18 protein-coding genes are annotated in these 18,794 nt (G+C 44.2%); 15 read left to right on the forward strand and 3 right to left on the reverse strand.

What is annotated here, in order from left to right; genetic code table 11:
- Window positions 1-286 precede the first annotated feature (286 nt).
- From aspT to BGI33_RS00695, 3 genes are all read left to right on the forward strand, one after another.
- Window positions 287-1,987 (forward strand): aspartate-alanine antiporter, encoded by a 1,701-nt coding sequence (gene aspT, locus BGI33_RS00685; RefSeq protein ID WP_100089472.1) that lies wholly within the window; start codon window positions 287-289, stop codon window positions 1,985-1,987.
- Window positions 1,988-2,018: 31 nt separating this feature from the next.
- Window positions 2,019-3,611 (forward strand): bifunctional aspartate transaminase/aspartate 4-decarboxylase, encoded by a 1,593-nt coding sequence (locus BGI33_RS00690; RefSeq protein WP_100089473.1) that lies wholly within the window; start codon window positions 2,019-2,021, stop codon window positions 3,609-3,611.
- A gap of 171 nt (window positions 3,612-3,782) precedes the next feature.
- Complete coding sequence (locus BGI33_RS00695; protein WP_100089474.1) at window positions 3,783-4,505, forward strand: glutamine amidotransferase-related protein; 723 nt, start codon at window positions 3,783-3,785, stop codon at window positions 4,503-4,505.
- Window positions 4,506-4,562: 57 nt separating this feature from the next.
- On the opposite strand, the gene BGI33_RS00700 is transcribed toward BGI33_RS00695, so the two are convergent.
- Window positions 4,563-4,919, reverse strand: a complete 357-nt coding sequence (locus tag BGI33_RS00700; RefSeq protein WP_100089475.1) for a YkvA family protein — start codon at window positions 4,917-4,919, stop codon at window positions 4,563-4,565.
- Window positions 4,920-4,960: 41 nt separating this feature from the next.
- Window positions 4,961-5,425, reverse strand: coding sequence for a SixA phosphatase family protein (locus BGI33_RS00705; RefSeq protein ID WP_100089476.1), 465 nt, complete (start codon window positions 5,423-5,425; stop codon window positions 4,961-4,963).
- A gap of 246 nt (window positions 5,426-5,671) precedes the next feature.
- Between BGI33_RS00705 and ubiA the strand changes: the two genes are divergently transcribed.
- The 12 genes from ubiA (at window position 5,672) to BGI33_RS00765 (ending at window position 16,750) form a co-directional block, all read left to right on the forward strand.
- A complete protein-coding gene (ubiA, locus tag BGI33_RS00710; protein WP_100089477.1) occupies window positions 5,672-6,511 on the forward strand; it encodes a 4-hydroxybenzoate octaprenyltransferase in 840 nt (279 codons plus the stop codon).
- 152 nt (window positions 6,512-6,663) lie between these two features.
- The gene (gene ptsN, locus BGI33_RS00715; RefSeq protein WP_100089584.1) at window positions 6,664-7,119 is read left to right on the forward strand and encodes a PTS IIA-like nitrogen regulatory protein PtsN; all 456 of its coding nucleotides are present in this window, start codon (window positions 6,664-6,666) and stop codon (window positions 7,117-7,119) included.
- A 12-nt stretch (window positions 7,120-7,131) separates the two neighbouring features.
- Window positions 7,132-8,094 (forward strand): HPr(Ser) kinase/phosphatase, encoded by a 963-nt coding sequence (gene hprK / locus BGI33_RS00720; RefSeq protein WP_100089478.1) that lies wholly within the window; start codon window positions 7,132-7,134, stop codon window positions 8,092-8,094.
- Entirely contained in the window at window positions 8,075-8,935 is an 861-nt protein-coding gene (gene rapZ / locus BGI33_RS00725) for an RNase adapter RapZ (protein WP_100089479.1), read from the forward strand. Before hprK ends, rapZ begins: the two co-directional genes overlap by 20 nt.
- Before the next feature lie 89 nt (window positions 8,936-9,024).
- Window positions 9,025-9,948: a ribosome biogenesis GTPase YlqF gene (gene ylqF / locus BGI33_RS00730; RefSeq protein WP_100089480.1), complete on the forward strand. Its 924-nt coding sequence runs from the start codon at window positions 9,025-9,027 to the stop codon at window positions 9,946-9,948.
- 50 nt (window positions 9,949-9,998) lie between these two features.
- On the forward strand, window positions 9,999-10,598 hold the full coding sequence (gene scpB, locus BGI33_RS00735) for an SMC-Scp complex subunit ScpB (RefSeq protein WP_100089481.1): 600 nt from the start codon (window positions 9,999-10,001) through the stop codon (window positions 10,596-10,598).
- Window positions 10,599-10,600: 2 nt separating this feature from the next.
- Complete coding sequence (locus BGI33_RS00740) at window positions 10,601-11,644, forward strand: pseudouridine synthase (RefSeq protein WP_100089482.1); 1,044 nt, start codon at window positions 10,601-10,603, stop codon at window positions 11,642-11,644.
- 239 nt (window positions 11,645-11,883) lie between these two features.
- Window positions 11,884-12,375, forward strand: a complete 492-nt coding sequence (locus BGI33_RS00745) for a PAS domain-containing protein (RefSeq protein ID WP_257378910.1) — start codon at window positions 11,884-11,886, stop codon at window positions 12,373-12,375.
- A complete protein-coding gene (locus BGI33_RS00750; RefSeq protein ID WP_100089483.1) occupies window positions 12,372-13,121 on the forward strand; it encodes a PhnD/SsuA/transferrin family substrate-binding protein in 750 nt (249 codons plus the stop codon). Before BGI33_RS00745 ends, BGI33_RS00750 begins: the two co-directional genes overlap by 4 nt.
- Before the next feature lie 122 nt (window positions 13,122-13,243).
- A complete protein-coding gene (locus BGI33_RS00755; protein ID WP_100089484.1) occupies window positions 13,244-14,227 on the forward strand; it encodes a tRNA dihydrouridine synthase in 984 nt (327 codons plus the stop codon).
- Window positions 14,224-15,018: a TrmH family RNA methyltransferase gene (locus BGI33_RS00760; RefSeq protein WP_100089485.1), complete on the forward strand. Its 795-nt coding sequence runs from the start codon at window positions 14,224-14,226 to the stop codon at window positions 15,016-15,018. Before BGI33_RS00755 ends, BGI33_RS00760 begins: the two co-directional genes overlap by 4 nt.
- Window positions 15,019-15,166: 148 nt before the next feature.
- Window positions 15,167-16,750, forward strand: coding sequence for a YdgA family protein (locus BGI33_RS00765; protein WP_100089486.1), 1,584 nt, complete (start codon window positions 15,167-15,169; stop codon window positions 16,748-16,750).
- Window positions 16,751-16,864: 114 nt separating this feature from the next.
- Here BGI33_RS00765 and mutL read toward each other — a convergent pair whose 3' ends face one another.
- Window positions 16,865-18,793 carry a DNA mismatch repair endonuclease MutL gene (gene mutL / locus BGI33_RS00770; protein ID WP_100089487.1) on the reverse strand — a complete coding sequence of 643 codons (1,929 nt, stop codon included), beginning with the start codon at window positions 18,791-18,793 and terminating at the stop codon, window positions 16,865-16,867.
- Window position 18,794 lies beyond the last annotated feature (1 nt).

Raw genomic sequence — 18,794 nt, forward strand, 5'->3', positions numbered from 1 at the left:
ATAACTTATTCTTTGATTTTATTAATATATTAATTAAATTTTCTAAACAGATTCTTAACTTTTTTCTTTTTAAATCAATGAAAAATTTGCTTATATCTCCTTTTTCGGTAAGTGTGAAATTATTCTTACATATGACTTAAACGTGATTATTTAATTTAATTATATGCTTTTGGTGTTAACAAAATACCAAAGTTATCATTTATTTTCATACCCATGAAAATAAAGACAAAAATTAAAATCGCACAAGCGCACACTAATCTTCGTTCTTTCAGGAGAAGGTAGACATATGTTGAATTGGGTATTGACTAATATTCAGGAATCGCCGGTTATTCTGCTGTTTCTGTCGTTAAGTCTGGGCTATTTACTGGGCAGTTTTCGCTTCGGTAAGTTTCAGCTCGGCGGGGTTGCTGGCTCTCTGTTGGTGGCAGTAGTTTTAAGTCTGCTCAATGTTCACATTGATTCTGGTCTTAAAGCATTGCTGTTTACTTTATTTATTTATGCTGTGGGTTATGAAAGTGGTCCCCAGTTTTTCCGTTCACTGGGCGTAAAAACCCTGCGTGAAATCTTTCTGGCGCTGTTCATTGCCATTACCGGTTTTATCACGGTGATGATTATGGCACGTCTGTTCCATCTCGATAAAGGTCTAGCTGCCGGTCTGGCTGCTGGTGGCTTAACTCAGTCAGCCATTCTGGGTACTGCTGCTGATGCCTTGACACACATGGGGCTGCCAGCAGATCAATTGCAGCAATTGCAGGCTAATGTGGCCATTGGTTATGCGGTAACTTATATCTTTGGTTCACTGGGTGCAATCATTATCTGTATGAATGTGCTGCCAAAAGTGATGGGACGCGATATTCGCGATGATGCGGTAGCTGCCGAAGCTGAGCAACTGAAAGGTGCCATGGCACTGGAAGGCAATCAGGGGATGGCAATTACGCAGATGGTTGGCCGTATCTATGTGGTTGAACGTGATATTCATAAAACCATTAAGGATATAGAGCTGGAAAATCTGGGTATTACCATCGAACGCATTAAACGTCATGGCAATCTGATCGATTGCACGCCGTCTACTGTGCTGAAAGCGGATGACATTATTCTGATTGTTGGTCGTCGTGAAGCTGTTACTTCTGTCAGCACTTTATTTGGCCGTGAGCTGGATTCAGAACCTGGTCTGGAAGTGATTGTTGATACCAAGGATGTGGTATTCCGCAATCCTGAGTATGCCAATAAAACCATGGCTGAAATCCGTTCTAAAGTACATCTGAGTGACAATGACTTTGAAATTCAGCACGGTATCTATCTGGTTGCGTTGCATCGCAACGGTCAAAAGCTGGATATCACTCCTGATACAGAATTCAAGCTGGGCGATGTGATGACCATTTACGGTTCTACCAGTGATATTAATCGTGTCGTTCATATTATTGGCGCGCCGATTACTGTTAACAGTAAAACTGACTGGGCTTATCACGGTCTGGGTGTTGTGCTTGGCCTGATTATCGGTTGGGTAGTGGTTCGTGTTGGCAATATCCCGATTACTTTGGGTGCTGGTGGTGGTGCGCTGTTGTCTGGTTTGTTCTTCGGCTGGCTACGTGCCCGCAAACAGACCTTTGGCAATATGCCGGTTGCCGCTTCCCAGTTTATGAAAGATTTTGGTTTGGCTGGTTTCGTGTCTGTAGTAGGTTTGCAGTCTGGATTACAGGCAATTACGACTATTAAAGAACATGGGTTGACTCTGTTTTTAATCGGTGTCGTGGTTACTCTGGTTCCGATGATTCTGGCTATTTTCTTTGGTCGCTATGTGCTCCGTTATGATAATGCAGCAGTGTTTGCTGGTGCTTTATCAGGTTCACGTAGTGCCAATCCTGCATTTGGTGAAGTTCTGGATAAAGCAGGTAATGCTATTCCGACTACTCCATTTGCCGTTACATATGCATTAGCCAATGTGTTCCTGACATTGTTAGGACCATTGATTGTGGCTCTTGTCTGATATGTGCTTTTAATTTCTTGAGGAAACCGTTATGACTTCAAAACATGATTTTGAAAAATATGCTAATTTAAGTCCATTTGAGTTGAAAAACCATTTGATTGACTTGGCACAGAGCCGCAATGATCGGATGATGCTGAATGCTGGTCGTGGCAATCCTAATTTTCTGGCTACTTTGCCCCGCAATGCTTTTTTTGAATTAGGTCTGTTTGCCACTGAAGAGTCTGAAATTTCTTTCTCTTTCCTGGATCAGAATATTGGTGGTATGCCTTTCAAAGATGATTTGATGGCGCGCTTTGACGATTTTATCCGTCGCAACCGCCACAATCCGGGTGTGGATTTCCTGAGCAAAGCCATGTCTTATGTACGTGACCAGCTTGGTTACAACCAGCATCAGTTTCTGCTGGAAATGACTGAAGGTATCCTGGGCTGTAATTATCCAGTACCAGACCGTATGTTGCGTCTGTCTGAAGAAATCGTTAAAACCTATATTCTGGAAGAAATGGGTGCCAAAACGATGAGTAATGACGACATCGACCTGTTTGCAACAGAAGGTGGTACTGCTGCGATGGCATACATTTTCAGCTCACTGAAACAGAATGGTTTGATTCGTCACGGTGACAAGATTGCTCTGGGTGCACCGATTTTCACGCCTTATCTGGAAATCCCTGAACTGAACGATTATGAACTGGAAGAAGTGCTGATCAATGCTGATCCGAAACTGGACTGGCAGTACCCTGAAAGCGAATTGCGCAAACTGGAAGACCCTTCAATCAAGGCATTCTATCTGGTTAACCCATCCAATCCGCCTTCAGTGAAAATGGATGATCGCAGTCTGCAAATTATTGCTGATATCGTGAAAAAACGTCCAGACCTGATCATTCTGACCGACGACGTATATGGTACATTTGCTGAGAACTTTGAATCTCTGTTCACGCTGTGCCCATACAACACTATTCTGGTTTATTCTTTCTCCAAATACTTCGGTGCTACTGGCTGGCGCCTGGGCGTAATTGCCATGGCCAAAGAAAATGTACTGGACAAGAAAATTGCAGAACTGCCTGAAGAAGAACGTCAGGTATTGCATAAACGCTATCTGTCCATTACTCCTGAACCGGAAAAACTGAAACTGATCGACCGTATGGTTGCAGACAGCCGTGCCGTGGCACTGAACCACACCGCTGGTTTGTCTACTCCGCAGCAGGTACAGATGGTACTGTTCTCTCTGGCCGAAATGATGGATACCAAGAAACAGTATAAAGATGCTCTGATGGCGTTGATTCGCAATCGCAGCGCTGCCATGTATAAACAATTGGGTATTAAACACGAGTTTAATGAAAACAGTGTGGATTACTATACTCTGGTGGATATGGAAGACACTGCTCGCCAGTTGTATGGTGATGAATTTGCCGAGTGGGTTGTTAAAACCAAAAATCCGAATGAACTACTGTTCAGAATTGCGGATGAGTCTGGTGTAGTATTGTTGCCGGGTAAAGGTTTTGCCGTTCGCCACCCATCTGGCCGTGTATCTTTAGCCAATCTGAATGAATACCAGTACAAAGCTATCGGTGCTTCACTGCACAAACTGGCTGGTGAATATCATGAAGAGTTTAAAGCTAGCAAGTAATTAATTTTACTGTAGCTTAAATAGCAGCACCGTACTTTTCAAAGTACGGTGCTATTGCGTTTGCCTGCTCTGATGTGCAAATAAAATCCTGTTTAGGTTCGATATCTGGTCGTTAAAACGGTATAGTTTTGCCTTGTCAAAGCTGATTCGAATCCACGGAGGAGAGTAGGAATGCATGTACATTTTATTATTCACGAAGATTTTGAAGGTCCGGCAGCTTGCGAAGAGTGGGCAAAAAGCAGAAGGCATCACATTTCGTATTCACGCCTGTATCTTGGCGAACAACTGCCAGATTCTGCCGTGAATCTGGATATGCTGATTATTATGGGTGGCCCGCAATCACCTTTAACCTCAACTAAGGAATGCAGCTATTTTGATAGTAATGCAGAACAAAAACTGATTACTAATGCTGTTGACAAAGGTAAAGCTGTATTGGGTATCTGTCTGGGCGCGCAGTTAATAGGGCAGGCACTGGGTGGAATGGTAGAAAACAGTCCCAATAAGGAAATAGGTTATTTCCCGATATATCTGACCTCAGCAGGTTTAACTGATGAACTTATTGCGCATTTTGGTAAGGAGTTAATTGTAGGGCACTGGCATGGAGATATGCCGGGCTTAACACCACAGGCACAAATTCTGGCTTACAGTGCCGGTTGTCCGCGGCAAATTGTGCGTTATGCACCTTTGGTATATGGGTTTCAATGTCATTTGGAGCTGAATACAGCAGCAATCAATGCACTGATTGCACATTCCAGAGTTGATTTACATCATGCAGATACATACCCTTTTATACAATCTGAACGGGAAATACAATTGTTTGATTACACGGCAATGAATCAGCAGCTATTTGTTTTTCTCGATAAATTTATGCAGCGATACCAGACGCAGCAATGAAGATAGCTGAAAATTATCTGGTGTAAAAACAAATTCTGCTTAATATTTTATTGTGTTTTATTTAGGAAAGAATCGTGCAATGGCCGCCAGAGCCTGCTCTTTCAGGGCAGGTGTAATGACTGTCTGTAATTGCCTGCACACCATGGTAATCACTGCTATGTCATCAGTGAATCCGAATGGCCCAAGAAAATCGGGAATCAGGTCTATCGGGCTGAGAAAGTAGGCTAATGCACCCAGAATCAACATTTTGCTGCGTAATGGTGTCTCAGGTGATTTAAACAGCAGATATAAGGTATATAGCTGCACGGCAACCGGTTTGCCCAGACGCAAGGCGTTCTTGGCCAGCTTGGCTAAAAAGCCCTGCTCATTAAACCAGGAATGGCGAACATTCACTCTTTTGGGTAAGAAATTCATAGCATCTGTGCTTTCGTGTTAATTGCTTATTTGTATACTGTTTACTTCAAAGCAGTGGGACACAAGGCTACTTTTAAACGAGCCTGATGGTGCTGCTGGTAAAAACGGATATCAAACCACCAGAAAGCCGATTTTTTTACCGCCCAGAATTGTTGTGGTAACCACACACCATTGAGCAGATAGGCACAAAACTGGCCAATCCACGGCTGATGACCAACCCATATCTGGGTAGCAATTGGTGGCTGCTGTTGCAGAAATGTAGCCAGATTGAGCGGATGGCTGTCTGGATTAAGTAATTTATGCACAGATAAAGGCTGTTTAAGATAATTTGCAGTTTGCTGTGTCCGTACTGCTTCAGAGCAATAAACCTGAAAGTTGGCAGGCAAATGTTGCTGTAGCCACTGGGCGCTGAGTTTAGCCTGTTGCTGGCCTTTGTTTGTTAATCTGCGCGCCAGATCATCGCAGTTGTCTTCAGCTTCGGCGTGGCGCCATAAAATTAAATCCATATCTTACTCTTTCGGATAATGGCATCAAAATACAGTGAGCTGTTATGCTTATGTTACAATTGTTTGGTTTGCAGACAGCTATATGATAGTAGTGGCATCTTGATGGTTCTGGCAATGTTATACAGACTATCTTTGTGTTTTTTAATCAAGCATTAACATTGAAAGACTGGTGTGAATCGATTTTCTGTTGAAGGGGAATTGGAGCACAAAAAGTGCTCGCGGCTTGTGGAGCGCCTCCATATTTATATGCAACTAATGCGTATAGACCGCCCAATTGGCACATTACTGCTATTGTGGCCAACTTGGTGGGCATTATGGATTGCCGCAGATGGCCATCCGGACGGACTTCTCGTATTGTTGTTTACTATTGGTACATTTTTAATGCGCAGTGCTGGTTGTGTGATTAATGATTATGCAGACCGCAATTTTGATGGTGCCGTTGAACGCACCAATCAGCGACCGTTTGCGTTAAAAAAAGTTACAAAAAAAGAAGCAATTATATTAACTATGGTGTTGTGTGCTCTGGCGGCGCTATGTTTGCTACCTATGAACCGGCTGACCTGGATGATGAGTATTCCGGCGCTGTTTCTTGCCATAACGTATCCGTTTACCAAGCGCTTTTTTCCCTTACCACAGCTATATCTTGGTCTGGCATTTTCGTTTGGCATTCCGATGGCGTTTGCTGCTGTTAGCAATCATGTGCCGCTGATTGCATGGATTTTACTGGCGGCCAATACGTTATGGACTTTGGCTTATGACACCATTTATGCCATGGCAGATAAAGAAGATGATCTGAAAATTGGCATTCATACTTCTGCGATTACTTTCGGTGAACATGATATTACTGCGGCTATGCTGTGCCATGCAGGCTTTGATGTACTGATGATTCTGGCTGGCTGGCTGATTCATGCCAGTTTCTGGTACTGGCTGGCTTTGCCGCTGGTACTCAGTTTGCAGTATTGGCAGTGGCTGAAAATCCGTACCCGTGACCGTAAAGTATGCTTTACTATGTTTGTACGTAATAACCGGATCGGACTCATCTGGTTTACTGGGCTATTACTGCATTACTTACTGGGTAAAGCGTAAAGATTGAGAGCAGTATTGGAGACAGGCAAGTAACAAAATTTTTTGTAATTTGATTGTATTTGAATAAATTGCACATTATTCGGTGCAGTAAATATATCCTTAGCCGGATTGTTACAGCCAATGGTGCAATTTGATAGGAATTGAAAATGAGCATGAGTTTAATTGGGGATATTTTACCGGTTTCACATGTGGTTCTGGATTTGAACGTAAGCAGCAAGAAACGCCTGTTCGAAGAAGCCGGTCAGTTGTTGTCTCAACAGGCAGGTCTTTCGCAGGAAGATGTGTTTAATTGTCTGTTTGCGCGGGAAAAGCTGGGCTCTACAGCATTAGGTAAGGGCGTGGCTATTCCTCATGGTCGTACTGGCGCAGTGACAGATACCGTAGGCGCTTTTTTTCGGCTGCAAACACCCATCGCCTTTGATGCACCGGATGAACAGCCGGTTAGTATGGTATTTGTGTTGCTGGTGCCGGAAAATGCTTCAACCAGACATCTGAATGTGTTATCAGAACTGGCTGGAAAATTTTCACAGAAATCAGTACGCAATGCCTTGTTATCCGCAACCAGTGCCGAAAGTGTGCGCGAAATACTGGTAGCAGAACAGGTATAAGGACGAATTATCATGCCCAGTATATCGGTACGGCGCTTATATCATGACAATCAGACCAAATTGAAACTTGCGTGGTCTGCTGGTACGGCTGGTGCGGATAATCGTATCAGTATTGATGCTGATAAGCCGGTACTGGCACTGGTTGGTCACCTGAATTTCATTCATCCCAATCAGGTACAGGTAATCGGGATTGCTGAAGTAGAATATCTGAATAAAATTGAGGCTGGTGAAATTAAAACCACACTCAATGAATTATTCGATTTAACTATGTCGCTGATTATTGTTGCCAATGATTTGCCTGTACCATATATGTTGCGTGATTATTGCCATACGCATAATGTACCATTGCTGACATCCAAGACGGAAAGTCCTTTTCTGATGGATGTATTACGCATCTATCTGCAACGGGTACTGGCTGCATCTACAGTCAAATACGGTGTATTTCTGGACGTTTTTGAAGTCGGAGTATTGATTATCGGCCAGTCCGGACTGGGAAAAAGCGAGCTGGCGCTGGAACTGATATCGCGCGGACATGGCCTGGTGGCGGATGATGCAGTGGAACTGTATCGTATCGGCCCAGAAACGCTTGAAGGGCGCTGTCCGGCCTTGTTGAAAGACTTTCTTGAAGTACGCGGCTTAGGTGTGTTGAATATTCGGGCAATTTTTGGTGAAACTGCCGTACGACCAAAAAAGCAGTTACAGCTGATAATCAATCTGGTACTGGCAGATGATAGTCATATGCAGCGAATAGACCGCCTGAGTATCAAAAGTGAAACAGAAAGTATTCTAAACGTATCTATTCGCAGTGTTACCTTGCCGGTAGCAGTTGGGCGCAATCTGGCCGTACTGGTAGAAGCTGCTGTCAGTAATTTCATTTTACAGATGCGGGGAAAAGACAGTACCAAGCAATTTCTGGATCGTCATAATTCCATGCTGCAAGAGGATGCTGTGAATCATGAGGATAGTATTGATTAGTGGATTATCCGGTTCCGGAAAATCTATTGCTTTGCGTTTACTGGAAGATGTTGGTTTTGTCTGCGTGGATAATCTGCCGGTAAAGCTTTTACCTGATTTGATTGAACACTATGCTGCCAGCGATGTGGCACAGCTAGGTGTCAGTGTGGATATACGCTCTCGCTTTAATCCGGTTGAAGTGCTGGGGTTGGTAACCCGCTTGCGTGCTCAAAAACATCAGGTTGATTTGCTGTTTTTAACTTCTTCCGCGGCGGTATTGCTTCGCCGTTTTTCTGAAACACGCCGCAGTCATCCTCTGGCACAGGAACACAAAACCTTAAGTGAAAGCGTTGCTGCTGAACAGCAATATATGTCCACTTTACAAAGATATGCTTATGTTATTGATACCTCTTTGCTGAATGTGCCGCAATTGCGCCGGCAGATTCAGCAATGGCTGCATCTGCCCGTGGCTCCGATGCGCGTAGTGCTGGAATCTTTTGGGTATAAATATGGCGTGCCTGCCGGACTGGATTTTGTCTTTGATGTTCGCTTTCTGCCTAATCCCTATTATGATTTTCACTTGCGTCCTTTTAGCGGTTTAGATGAACCCGTCAGGACATTTTTTTCCCAGCAGCCAGTGATGGCAGAAATGATTGCAGAGTTAGCCGATTTTCTGCTGCGCTGGTTACCGCAGATGGAAAAAGAAAGCCGCAGCTATGTTAATATCGGTATTGGCTGTACTGGTGGTCAGCATCGTTCAGTTTATATCGTGGAAGCTTTAGCACAGCAATTAAATGCCTATTGCGTACTGGTGCGGCACCGGCAGTTAGAGTTAACTAATAATTCTGAAAAAACGGTATAATAAGAACAGTGAGTTATTCAGGCAGCCTGAAATTAGGCTGCCTGTGTGTTTTTTGTATAAGAGTTTTGTGTATCAGACAAGGACAGTTTATGGCTATTCAATGGTATCCCGGGCATATGAACAAAGCCAAAAAAGCCATTGCCGAACGGATTAAAAGCGTGGATATGGTCATTGAGGTACTGGATGCCCGTTTACCGGCTTCTAGTGCCAACCCATTACTGGCAAAACTGTCTGGAGACAAACCCAAACTGAAAATTCTGAATAAACAGGATTTGGCTGATCCTGAACGTACTGAGTTATGGCTGGCCGATTACCGTTCCCAGCCCAATACCAACGTACTGGCACTGGACGCATCAGAAAAACAGGCAGCCAGTAAGATTATTGCAGCCTGCCGCACTCTGGTGCCGAACCGTCATGGTTTGGACCGCCCATTAAGAGTGCTTATCTGTGGCATTCCCAATGTAGGTAAATCCACTCTGATTAATGGCATGCTGGGTAAACGCAGTGCTAAAACTGGCAATGAGCCAGGTATCACCAAAGCTGAGCAGCGGCTGATACTGGCCGATGATTTCTGGTTATATGACACCCCCGGGATGTTGTGGCCAAAAATTATTGTTGAAGAAGCTGGTTATAATCTGGCCGCCAGTGGCGCTGTCGGACGTAATGCGTTGGATGAAGAAATGGTAGCATTGGAATTACTGGATTATCTGCGCCGGCATTATCTGCCTTTACTCCAGCAGCGCTATCAGGCTGACCTGAGTGAAAGTCCGCACTGGCGTGATGACAACTGGCTGGACTGGATTGGTAGAAAACGTGGTGCCCTGTTAAGTGGCGGACGCATTGATTACCAGAAAGCTGCTGAACGCCTGCTTACAGATTTCCGTGACGGACTGATTGGCCGTATCACGCTGGAAACACCCAATCAATGGGCAGTGTGGCTGAAAAAGGGACAGCAGCACGAAGCGCAGCTTAAAGCTGAACGGGCAGCCAAAAAAGCAGCTCGTAAAGGTTAATCTTACATAGTCCATTGAAAACAGCATTTAAAGCGTTGAAACACATAACCATGAATCATTCTGTTTCCATCGAAGCATTGATTGAAGCTGCATTACTGACCCAAAGTGAGGCGTTAAGCGAGCAGGTATTAGCAAGCTTGAGGGAGCCGCCGTTATCAGCAGAAGAATTAGGTGACATACTGTCAGCACTGCGTGAGCGCTGGCAGGAACGGGCGCTGAATCTGGTACATAGTGCAGAGGGTTGGCGTTTTCAGGTAATTAGTGCAGCTTATCCGCAGTTGGCCAGTCTGGATGTGCAGCGCACACCACGTTATTCGCGTGCGGTACTGGAAACATTAGCTATAATTGCCTATCAGCAACCAGTAACACGCAGTGATATCGAAGCTATTCGCGGTGTTACAGTTTCCAGCAATGTTTTACAGACCTTACAGGACCGAGGCTGGATAGAGATTATCGGGCAGCGGGATAGCGTGGGGCGGCCAAATTTGTGGGCCACTACAGCTACTTTTTTAAGTGATTTACAGCTGGAAAATCTAAGCCAGCTACCGCCTTTAACAGAATTGGGTGAATTGGTTTTACCCGATTTAAATGAACCTGCCGTGGCTCAAACCACCGCAGAAGAACCGTCTGATGACGGATTAGGAGTATAACTATGAGTCAAGCCAACAAAAAATTAACCAAGCGCCAGATACGTGATGGTGTGACCAACAAAAGCAGTAAGCCTACTGCCAGCAGACATACTGCCGGTAAAGCTAAATTTGCTTTTAAGCGCCAAAATGAATCCACTGTACGCTCTGCATTCTCACAGCCTGAAGCACAGGGCGGCACCAAAGTAAAAGTTCAGCGCGCCAAAAAACTGGTTCAGCGTACCCCAAATCAGGAAATTCTACAGCGTGCTCGGGTACTGAAAGAACAGCGTATCAATCTGGAAAAAATGGAACCAGTGCGTCTACAAAAAGCACTTGCTGCTTCAGGTGTGGGCTCCCGGCGTGAAATGGAACAGTGGATTAGCCAAGGAATGGTGCGAGTTAATGGTAAAGTGGCTCAGTTAGGAGACAGAATTACCCCAGACGATGAAGTTTGTGTGCGCGGCTCAGCTATTAACATCAAATGGCCTGATCGTTTGCCGCGTATTATGGTGTATTACAAACAGGAAGGTGAAATTGTCAGCCGCGATGACCCTCAGGGGCGTGTCAGTATCTTTGACCGGCTGCCACAAACTGCCAGCAGCCGTTGGGTAGCGATTGGTCGTCTGGATATCAATACATGTGGCCTGTTGATACTTACCACCTCCGGTGAATTGGTAAATCGCTTCGCACATCCTAGTTTCGAAGTGGAACGAGAATATGCTGTACGCGTTCTCGGTGAGCTGAGTGATGAACAAAAACAAAGCCTGCTCAATGGGGTTGAGCTGGAAGATGGTATTGCCAAAGCACAACATTTGTGGGAACAGGGTGGTGAAGGTGCCAACAGATGGTACAACATTATCATTAAAGAAGGCCGCAACCGTGAAGTAAGACGTTTGTTTGAAAGTCAGGGACTGACTGTGAGTCGTCTGGTTAGGGTTCGCTTCGGACCGATTGCACTACCTAAAAGGCTAAAACGCGGCCAGTATTATGAATTTAATGAGTTTGAGGTAGCTAATATCATGAAATGGGCTGGTCTGTATCAATCTGATTCTGCAAGAAAAAGATAAGTAGATAGCCTGCAATTTAATTAAATAACTACCCCAGTATATGTTATATCCGATTAATAAATGTAGTAAATTTTTTACATTAAATTCTGCATTTATTGATTAATGTCAATAAAAATTGTAGTTTTATGTACTAATAGATTAAATAATTTGTATTATTTTGCTAATCGGCGCAATATATACCTTGAATCGACTTTTGTATTGTTTGTCTAGTTGTCCATATTCAAGAAAATGGAGTCATAATGATTTCACCAATGCAGGTGCCTGAAATTGAGCACCGTACATTTGAATTGACACATTACGATGGGGTAACACGCACCGTATATTGTACTGATGTAGAAACAGAGTTCCCTGATGGCTGTCTGATTACATCAACGACAGACCTGAAAGGTATAATTACACATGCCAATGAGGTATTTGTGCATATGAGCGGATGGTCGCGTAATGAGCTAATGGGTGCTGAGCATTATATTTTGCGCCATCCTGATATGCCGAAAGTGGCCTATAAGGATTTATGGGATACCGTGCAAAAAGGAAACAAATGGCATGGCTATGTCAAAAATCTGCGCAAAGATGGAGGCTTTTACTGGGTGTATGCCACTATTGTGCCAAATATCCGTGATGGTGTCATTCAGGGTTATACTTCAGTGCGGCGTAAGCCTTCACGAAGTAAAGTATTGGAAATGCAGAGTCTCTATGAGGGACTAATGAAAGAAGAACAGGGTAATTCATGACTATTAATTTTCTGATTGCACCTGATTTTCCCCCAGAATTTTATGCAGGCTGGCACTTTCTCAATACCCGCCTGCAACGGTTGATAGATGCACCTGTACATTTGTTTATGGCCACCAATGCTAAAGAAGAACAGCTGGAAATAGACAATGATAATGTTGATATCATCTATGCCAACCCATTTGACGCTGCCAAGCTGATTCGTGAGTTAGGCTATTTACCGGTAGTACGTCCAGTAAATTGTTTCGATGAAATGGTAATTGCCAGTGCTGCTGAAAGTGAAATTAAATCACTAAAAGATGTTAAGCCCGGCATGTCGATTCTGTGTACGGAAAATTATGATGTTAAGCTGATTGCTCTGCGCTTAATGGAAGCAGTAGATATAGAAGAGAATGACCTTACATGGATTAAAAGTGAATCATGCTCAGCAGTAGCCCGCGGACTGATTCAGCATGAGGCGGATATCGGTCTGTTTATGTCATCTGCTTACTATAAATTAACCTCAATCACCCGTAGCCGTTTAAATCTAATGATTGAAAGTAAAATCAATGACTTATATCACGTGATTTTGCTGCATCCTCGTAATGCCGGTATGCTTGAAACATTACAGAATGCATTTAGCTCCATACATGAAACGCCAGCTGGTGCAATGTTACTGGAAGATTTAGGCTTGAATGACGGGTTTGCTGTATTGAAGAAAGAAGAAGCTGAATTGCTGATTGACCTGATTGAAACATTACGCGATTAAACCTGTCGCAACCATTTTTATTTTATAATTGAAAACGCAACTTGTTGATGAAAACAGGTTGCGTTATTTTTTATAGTTGAGTAATGGTTATTCGTGTGAGTCACGCTAGTTTGCAAGCAAAAATGAATTCGCCCAGATTATTTTTGGCACCCATGCAGGGGCTGATTGATGCACCCATGCGCGATTTGTTAACCCGTATCGGCGGCTTTGATATTTGTGTCACTGAATTTGTCCGTATTACTCATACCGTACATGGGCGTTCCATATGGCTAAAATACATGCCAGAACTGACACATACTAATCAGACTCATGCTGGGACTGCCGTAGTAGTACAAATATTGGGCAGCCATGCTGAAAACATGGCGCAGAACGCCCGAAAAGTGGTTGAGCTGGGTGCTACGCATATTGATTTAAATTTTGGCTGTCCGGCACCCACTGTTAACCAGCATCAGGGTGGGGCAATCCTTTTACAGTATCCTGAAAAAATAGAGCAGATAGTGGCTACTGTGCGCCGGAATTTGCCTGCTGAAATCATGCTCAGTGCGAAAATGCGTCTGGGTTATGAGAATAAAGATTTGGCACTGGCCTGTGCTCAAGCCATAGAACAGGGTGGGGCAGGAGAGCTTACCGTTCATGCGCGTACCAAAACTGAAGGATATCGGCCGCCTGCACACTGGGAATGGATTGCCCGTATCAGGCAGGCTATTAGCATTCCTGTTATTGCAAATGGCGATGTATTTACTCTGGCCGATTATCAGCAAATTCGTTCTGTCAGCGGCTGTACGGATGTGATGCTGGGGCGTGGTGCCGTTCAGCGGCCTGATTTAGCCCGACAAATTGCCGCTTATAATCAGGGAAAAATAATTCCTTCTTTGTCATGGCCAGAAATTCTGCCGTGGGTTAATGATTTTTTTGACTGCTGTTGCAGTAAAGCTGCCACCAATGCTAACTATCCGGTAGCAAGGTTAAAACAGTGGCTGGCAATGCTAAAATTAACCTATCCAGAAGCCGGGCAGTTATTTACTCAATTACGTACTCTGACTACCATTGCAGATATCAGCCAGATTCTTAGTCAACAGCAAACAGAAAGCCAGATTACTGGATGAAGCATAAAATTATTCAATCTGCCAGCAATAGTGAACTTAAACATTTAGCCCGTTTAATTGCTCAATCAAATTACCGCCGTCAGCATCAGCTCGCCGTTCTGGAGGGAATACACCTTATTCAGACATTTATGCAGGCAGGGCATTCAATTCAAACGCTGTATGTACCGCAACTGCGCGAACATGACTATGAAATAGCTGCCTTAATAGCAAAAATGCCGTTGCAGAAAGTGGTACTGGTTGCTGATAATCTATTGGATAAAATCAGCGATTTAGTCAGTTCAAGAGAGCCTGTTGCAATAGTACAGTTACCAGAAAATACCGCTGCAACAGAAATTCAGGATGTCGTGCTGTTAGAGCGAGTGCAAGACCCTGGCAATGTGGGTACAATTTTACGCAGTGCGCTGGCTGCCGGTATTGATAATATTGTCCTGAGCAAAGACAGTGTTGATGTTTGGTCACCCAAAGTATTGCGTGCAGCAATGGGTGCGCACGCTTATCTGAATATTCAAACTGTTACAGATTTAGCTGCCTGGTGTGCTGATTACACCTGGCCATTGTATGCTACTGCATTAAGCACATCGGCCAAAAGTATCTATGCATTGAATCTGACTCAGCCTGCTGGCTGGCTGTTTGGTAATGAAGGCAGTGGTTTGAGTGCAAAAATACTACAAACTGCATCCAGACACGTGATTATTCCGATGAGCGGGCAAACAGAATCACTCAACGTAGCCATGGCTGCAACTGTCTGTTTATTTGAACAACAGCGACAGCGGCTACAGGCAGGATGCTAGATAATTAATATTTTTTATTGAACTGGCTGTTTTGATTGTCTTTAACCCTGAAATAAGGTGTTATCACAGGCAAACACGGCGGACAAACGGCCAGTTTGATGTTATCCTGCAAATCTTCCAGAATGTGGATATATAAGACATTTCGAGCATGAATAAACGAATTGTAACAATCATCGCTGCCATTTTGGCAGTTATACTGCTTATTGCACTGGCTTTGCCTTATTATTTAGGAGCTAAGGCTCAGCAAAGTCTGGATCAACAACGCGCTTTACTGGCCAAAAGTCCTTTTCTAGTGATTGATAAACAAAGCTATCAACGTGGCTGGTTTACTTCCACAGAAACCATGCAGATACGCTTTAAGCCAAGTTTCTTTGCCGGAGTGCAGCAGCAGTTACCCGATAATGTGCGTACAGTACTGCAACAGCCAATTACTCTGGTTAATCATGTACAGCATGGTTTATTTGCAGGCAGTATTCATCCAGTACGCGCGCATGTAGAAACCGAATTGCGTTTCACTCCGCAAGCTCAGCAGATTCTGGCGCGTTTTTTCGGGCAGGAAGCACCAGTTAGACTGGAAAATACGATTAATCTCGGCGGCAGCGGACAAATGCATGTTGCGATACCAAAATTCAATTACGAAGAATTGTCTGGTATCAAAATCAACTGGCAGGGGCTGGAATCAACGATTGATTATGCTGAAGACTTTAACAGTTATGACAGCCATACCGTCAGCCCCGGGCTGGATATGGTTCTTGCCAGCAAAGGACGTGCTTCCTATCAGGATTTGCAGCTTAATAGCCATACTGAACACGGTAAAACCTCACTCGCTTTAGGTAACAGCGATTTGCGTATCAAGGCCATTACCTTTACCTGGAACGATACCACAGACAATACTATCCGTCTGGATCAACTGGTTAATTTGGTAACCAACTTACAGATTGGTGCCTTCATCAGCCCGGCTGGCAACAGCATGCCTACCAAAATTATCATTCAAGATTTGAAACTGGCCACCTCTACTGAAGAAAAAGATCAATGGATTAACAGTAATGGTAAATTTGGCTTTGCCAAATTGCAGTATGGTAATGATATTTATGGTCCGCTGGATATCGATGCCTCGGCTGAGCATCTGGATGCGGCCAGTCTGGTAGCAATCAATAATAAAATTACTCAGCTATCAAGCCAGAATCTGAATAATGAGCAGCTACGCGCAGCAATAGTAGAGGCAGTGCGCAATGAAGGACTGGGTTTATTTACTCATGACCCACTTCTCAAACTCAACAGTTTTAAACTGCAAATGCCGCAAGGACTGATTGATATACATGGTAGTTTGGGTTTCAAAAGCCTGCTTGCTTCCGATATGCAGCAACTGGGACTGATGCTGAATAAAACCGAAGCAGAAATGGATTTCGCTATTCCTCAGGCCATTATGGAAAATTTTGCCATCAGTCAGGCACGGGCGCTGTTTACGGTGGATGCCAGTGCCGGCGGTGCTGAAGCTCTGGAAGATATTGACCAGACAATCCGCCTGATGATTGATAGTGCGATTAAATCCATGCAGGCACGTGGTTACATACAGGTAACCAATGGTATTGTGAAAACACATCTTAAATTAATCAATGGTAAAATTTATCTGAATGGCAAAATATGGAATATTGAACCTGAACCAGAGAATGAACCTGATTATGCTGAATTGCCAGCTGCCTCAGCACCAGAAGCTGCCAATACTCACTAAGCAGTAATGAAATCACAAAACCCTCTTAATCAATTGATTAAGAGGGTTTTATAATAAATATCAAGTCAATGAATACTGCTGGTCAGCATAGCGTCACTAAACACTGGCAAAATATTACTGTCCGCGTAAAAAGAGGGCATCCAAATCCTGCAAACGCAATTTTACCCACGTAGGACGACCATGATTACATTGATTTGCCCGTTCAGTCTGTTCCATATCCCGCAGCAAAGCATTCATTTCCGGTAGTGTCAATTTACGCCCGGCACGTACAGAACCATGACAGGCTAAAGTAGACAGAATACGATTTTCACGTTCCCGTATCACATCACTACTGCCAATGGTCATCAAGTCAGCCAGTACCTGCTGTACCAGTTGCTGAATGTCACTTTTAACCAGCATTGCCGGTACCGTATGAACCACCAGTTGCTGATTATTTTCAATGGTAATATCCAGACCATAATCATGCAAGGTGGTAGCATACTCGTTTGCCGAAGCAATTTCCTCATGGCTGGCAGTAAAGCGAACGGGAATCAGCAATGTCTGACTGCTTACCTTGCCATTAGCATCGCGTTGTTGCTTCATCTTTTCATAATTTACACGCTCGGCAGTGGCATGCATGTCTACCAGAATCAATGCTTCTTCAGCCTGTGCCAGAATATAAATATCCAGTAGTTGTGCAATGGCGTAGCCTAGCGGGGGCGCATTTGTTTCATTTACCGATGTTTGTACCGGCACTTGTGCAGCAGAAATACCCCGCACCTGTTCCCAGTTTGCCAGTTCACTATCAATTTTTTCAGCATCAGCAGTAGCAACCTTGTCTGCCACTGATGTTGTTTCTGGCCTATACAGTTCAGCATAAGTATTCAGGGCAGCTTGGGATTCTTTTAAACTTAAGCTGCGCTGTACTGGTGTATGGCTACGGTGATAGGGCGCCGGTGCCTGTTTTGAGTCAGTTTTTTCTTGTGCAGGAAACAGTTGTTGTACACTGGCTGGCTGTTTGTGCATGATATCCGCCAGTACTGCGGCTGGCTGAGAAATGGATTCAGTCTGAGTAGCATTGGTGGCGGCAAGACATTTATTCAAAGCATGAAAAATCAACTGGTGCACAGCCTGACTCTGCCGGAAACGCACTTCGGTTTTGGTGGGATGCACATTCGCATCGACATCTGTAGGCGGTAGCGTAAGAAAAAGCGCAAATGCCGGTGTTAATGCTTGATGCAAAACATCGTTATAAGCCTGTTTTACTGCATGTAAAATGATTTTGTCACGTACAAAGCGCTGATTGACAAAAATGTATTGCTGACTGGTTTTTCCTTGCGCAAAAGTCGGTTTGCTAATCAGACCATGTAAACGCATGTCATTTATTGCTTCATCCACATTTAGGCTGGCTGCGGTAAGATCTGCTCCCATAATGGCGGTGCAGCGCTCAGAAAGGGATTGTGCCGGTAGCGTGAATATATTCTTGCCGTTGTGCTGTAATTCAAAAGCTACATCAGGATGTGCTAAAGCCAGACGTTCTACCATGGTACGGCAATGAGCAAACTCGGTGCTTGGTGATTTAAGAAACTGGCGTCTGGCCGGTGTATTGAAAAAAAGTTCAACAACTTCTACTGTAGTGCCTGAAGCGTGTGCTGCCGGCTTGACAGCACTCAGCTTGCCATCTTCTGCATAAATCTGGGTAGCGTGGGTGGCAGTAGTAGTGCGGCTGGTTAAAGTCAGGCGGCTTACTGAAGCAATACTGGCCAGCCCTTCACCGCGAAACCCCATACTAACTACCTTTTCCAGATCCTCCAGTGTGCTAATTTTGCTGGTGGCATGACGATGCAAGGCAAGTGGTACGTCTGTCTCGCTCATGCCCTGTCCGTCATCAGTTACAGACAAGCGTTTAATGCCACCGGCTTCTAGCTGAATATCAATATGGCTGGCTCTGGCATCGAGACTGTTTTCAATAATTTCTTTAAGCGCATTGGCCGGACGTTCAATCACCTCTCCGGCTGCTATTTGATTAATTAAATGATCGGGTAACAGATGTATCTGGCTCATA

It is taken from the genome of Snodgrassella alvi, from assembly GCF_002777425.1.
Taxonomy (GTDB): Bacteria; Pseudomonadota; Gammaproteobacteria; order Burkholderiales; family Neisseriaceae; genus Snodgrassella; species Snodgrassella alvi_B.

Coding starts and splice junctions, on each gene's coding strand:
- aspT (WP_100089472.1), top strand. CDS start 287: ATGTTGAATTGGGTATTGACTAATATTCAGGAATCGCCGGTTATTCTG.
- BGI33_RS00690 (WP_100089473.1), top strand. CDS start 2,019: ATGACTTCAAAACATGATTTTGAAAAATATGCTAATTTAAGTCCATTT.
- BGI33_RS00695 (WP_100089474.1), top strand. CDS start 3,783: ATGCATGTACATTTTATTATTCACGAAGATTTTGAAGGTCCGGCAGCT.
- BGI33_RS00700 (WP_100089475.1), bottom strand. CDS start 4,919: ATGAATTTCTTACCCAAAAGAGTGAATGTTCGCCATTCCTGGTTTAAT.
- BGI33_RS00705 (WP_100089476.1), bottom strand. CDS start 5,425: ATGGATTTAATTTTATGGCGCCACGCCGAAGCTGAAGACAACTGCGAT.
- ubiA (WP_100089477.1), top strand. CDS start 5,672: ATGCAACTAATGCGTATAGACCGCCCAATTGGCACATTACTGCTATTG.
- ptsN (WP_100089584.1), top strand. CDS start 6,664: ATGAGTTTAATTGGGGATATTTTACCGGTTTCACATGTGGTTCTGGAT.
- hprK (WP_100089478.1), top strand. CDS start 7,132: ATGCCCAGTATATCGGTACGGCGCTTATATCATGACAATCAGACCAAA.
- rapZ (WP_100089479.1), top strand. CDS start 8,075: ATGAGGATAGTATTGATTAGTGGATTATCCGGTTCCGGAAAATCTATT.
- ylqF (WP_100089480.1), top strand. CDS start 9,025: ATGGCTATTCAATGGTATCCCGGGCATATGAACAAAGCCAAAAAAGCC.
- scpB (WP_100089481.1), top strand. CDS start 9,999: ATGAATCATTCTGTTTCCATCGAAGCATTGATTGAAGCTGCATTACTG.
- BGI33_RS00740 (WP_100089482.1), top strand. CDS start 10,601: ATGAGTCAAGCCAACAAAAAATTAACCAAGCGCCAGATACGTGATGGT.
- BGI33_RS00745 (WP_257378910.1), top strand. CDS start 11,884: ATGATTTCACCAATGCAGGTGCCTGAAATTGAGCACCGTACATTTGAA.
- BGI33_RS00750 (WP_100089483.1), top strand. CDS start 12,372: ATGACTATTAATTTTCTGATTGCACCTGATTTTCCCCCAGAATTTTAT.
- BGI33_RS00755 (WP_100089484.1), top strand. CDS start 13,244: ATGAATTCGCCCAGATTATTTTTGGCACCCATGCAGGGGCTGATTGAT.
- BGI33_RS00760 (WP_100089485.1), top strand. CDS start 14,224: ATGAAGCATAAAATTATTCAATCTGCCAGCAATAGTGAACTTAAACAT.
- BGI33_RS00765 (WP_100089486.1), top strand. CDS start 15,167: ATGAATAAACGAATTGTAACAATCATCGCTGCCATTTTGGCAGTTATA.
- mutL (WP_100089487.1), bottom strand. CDS start 18,793: ATGAGCCAGATACATCTGTTACCCGATCATTTAATTAATCAAATAGCA.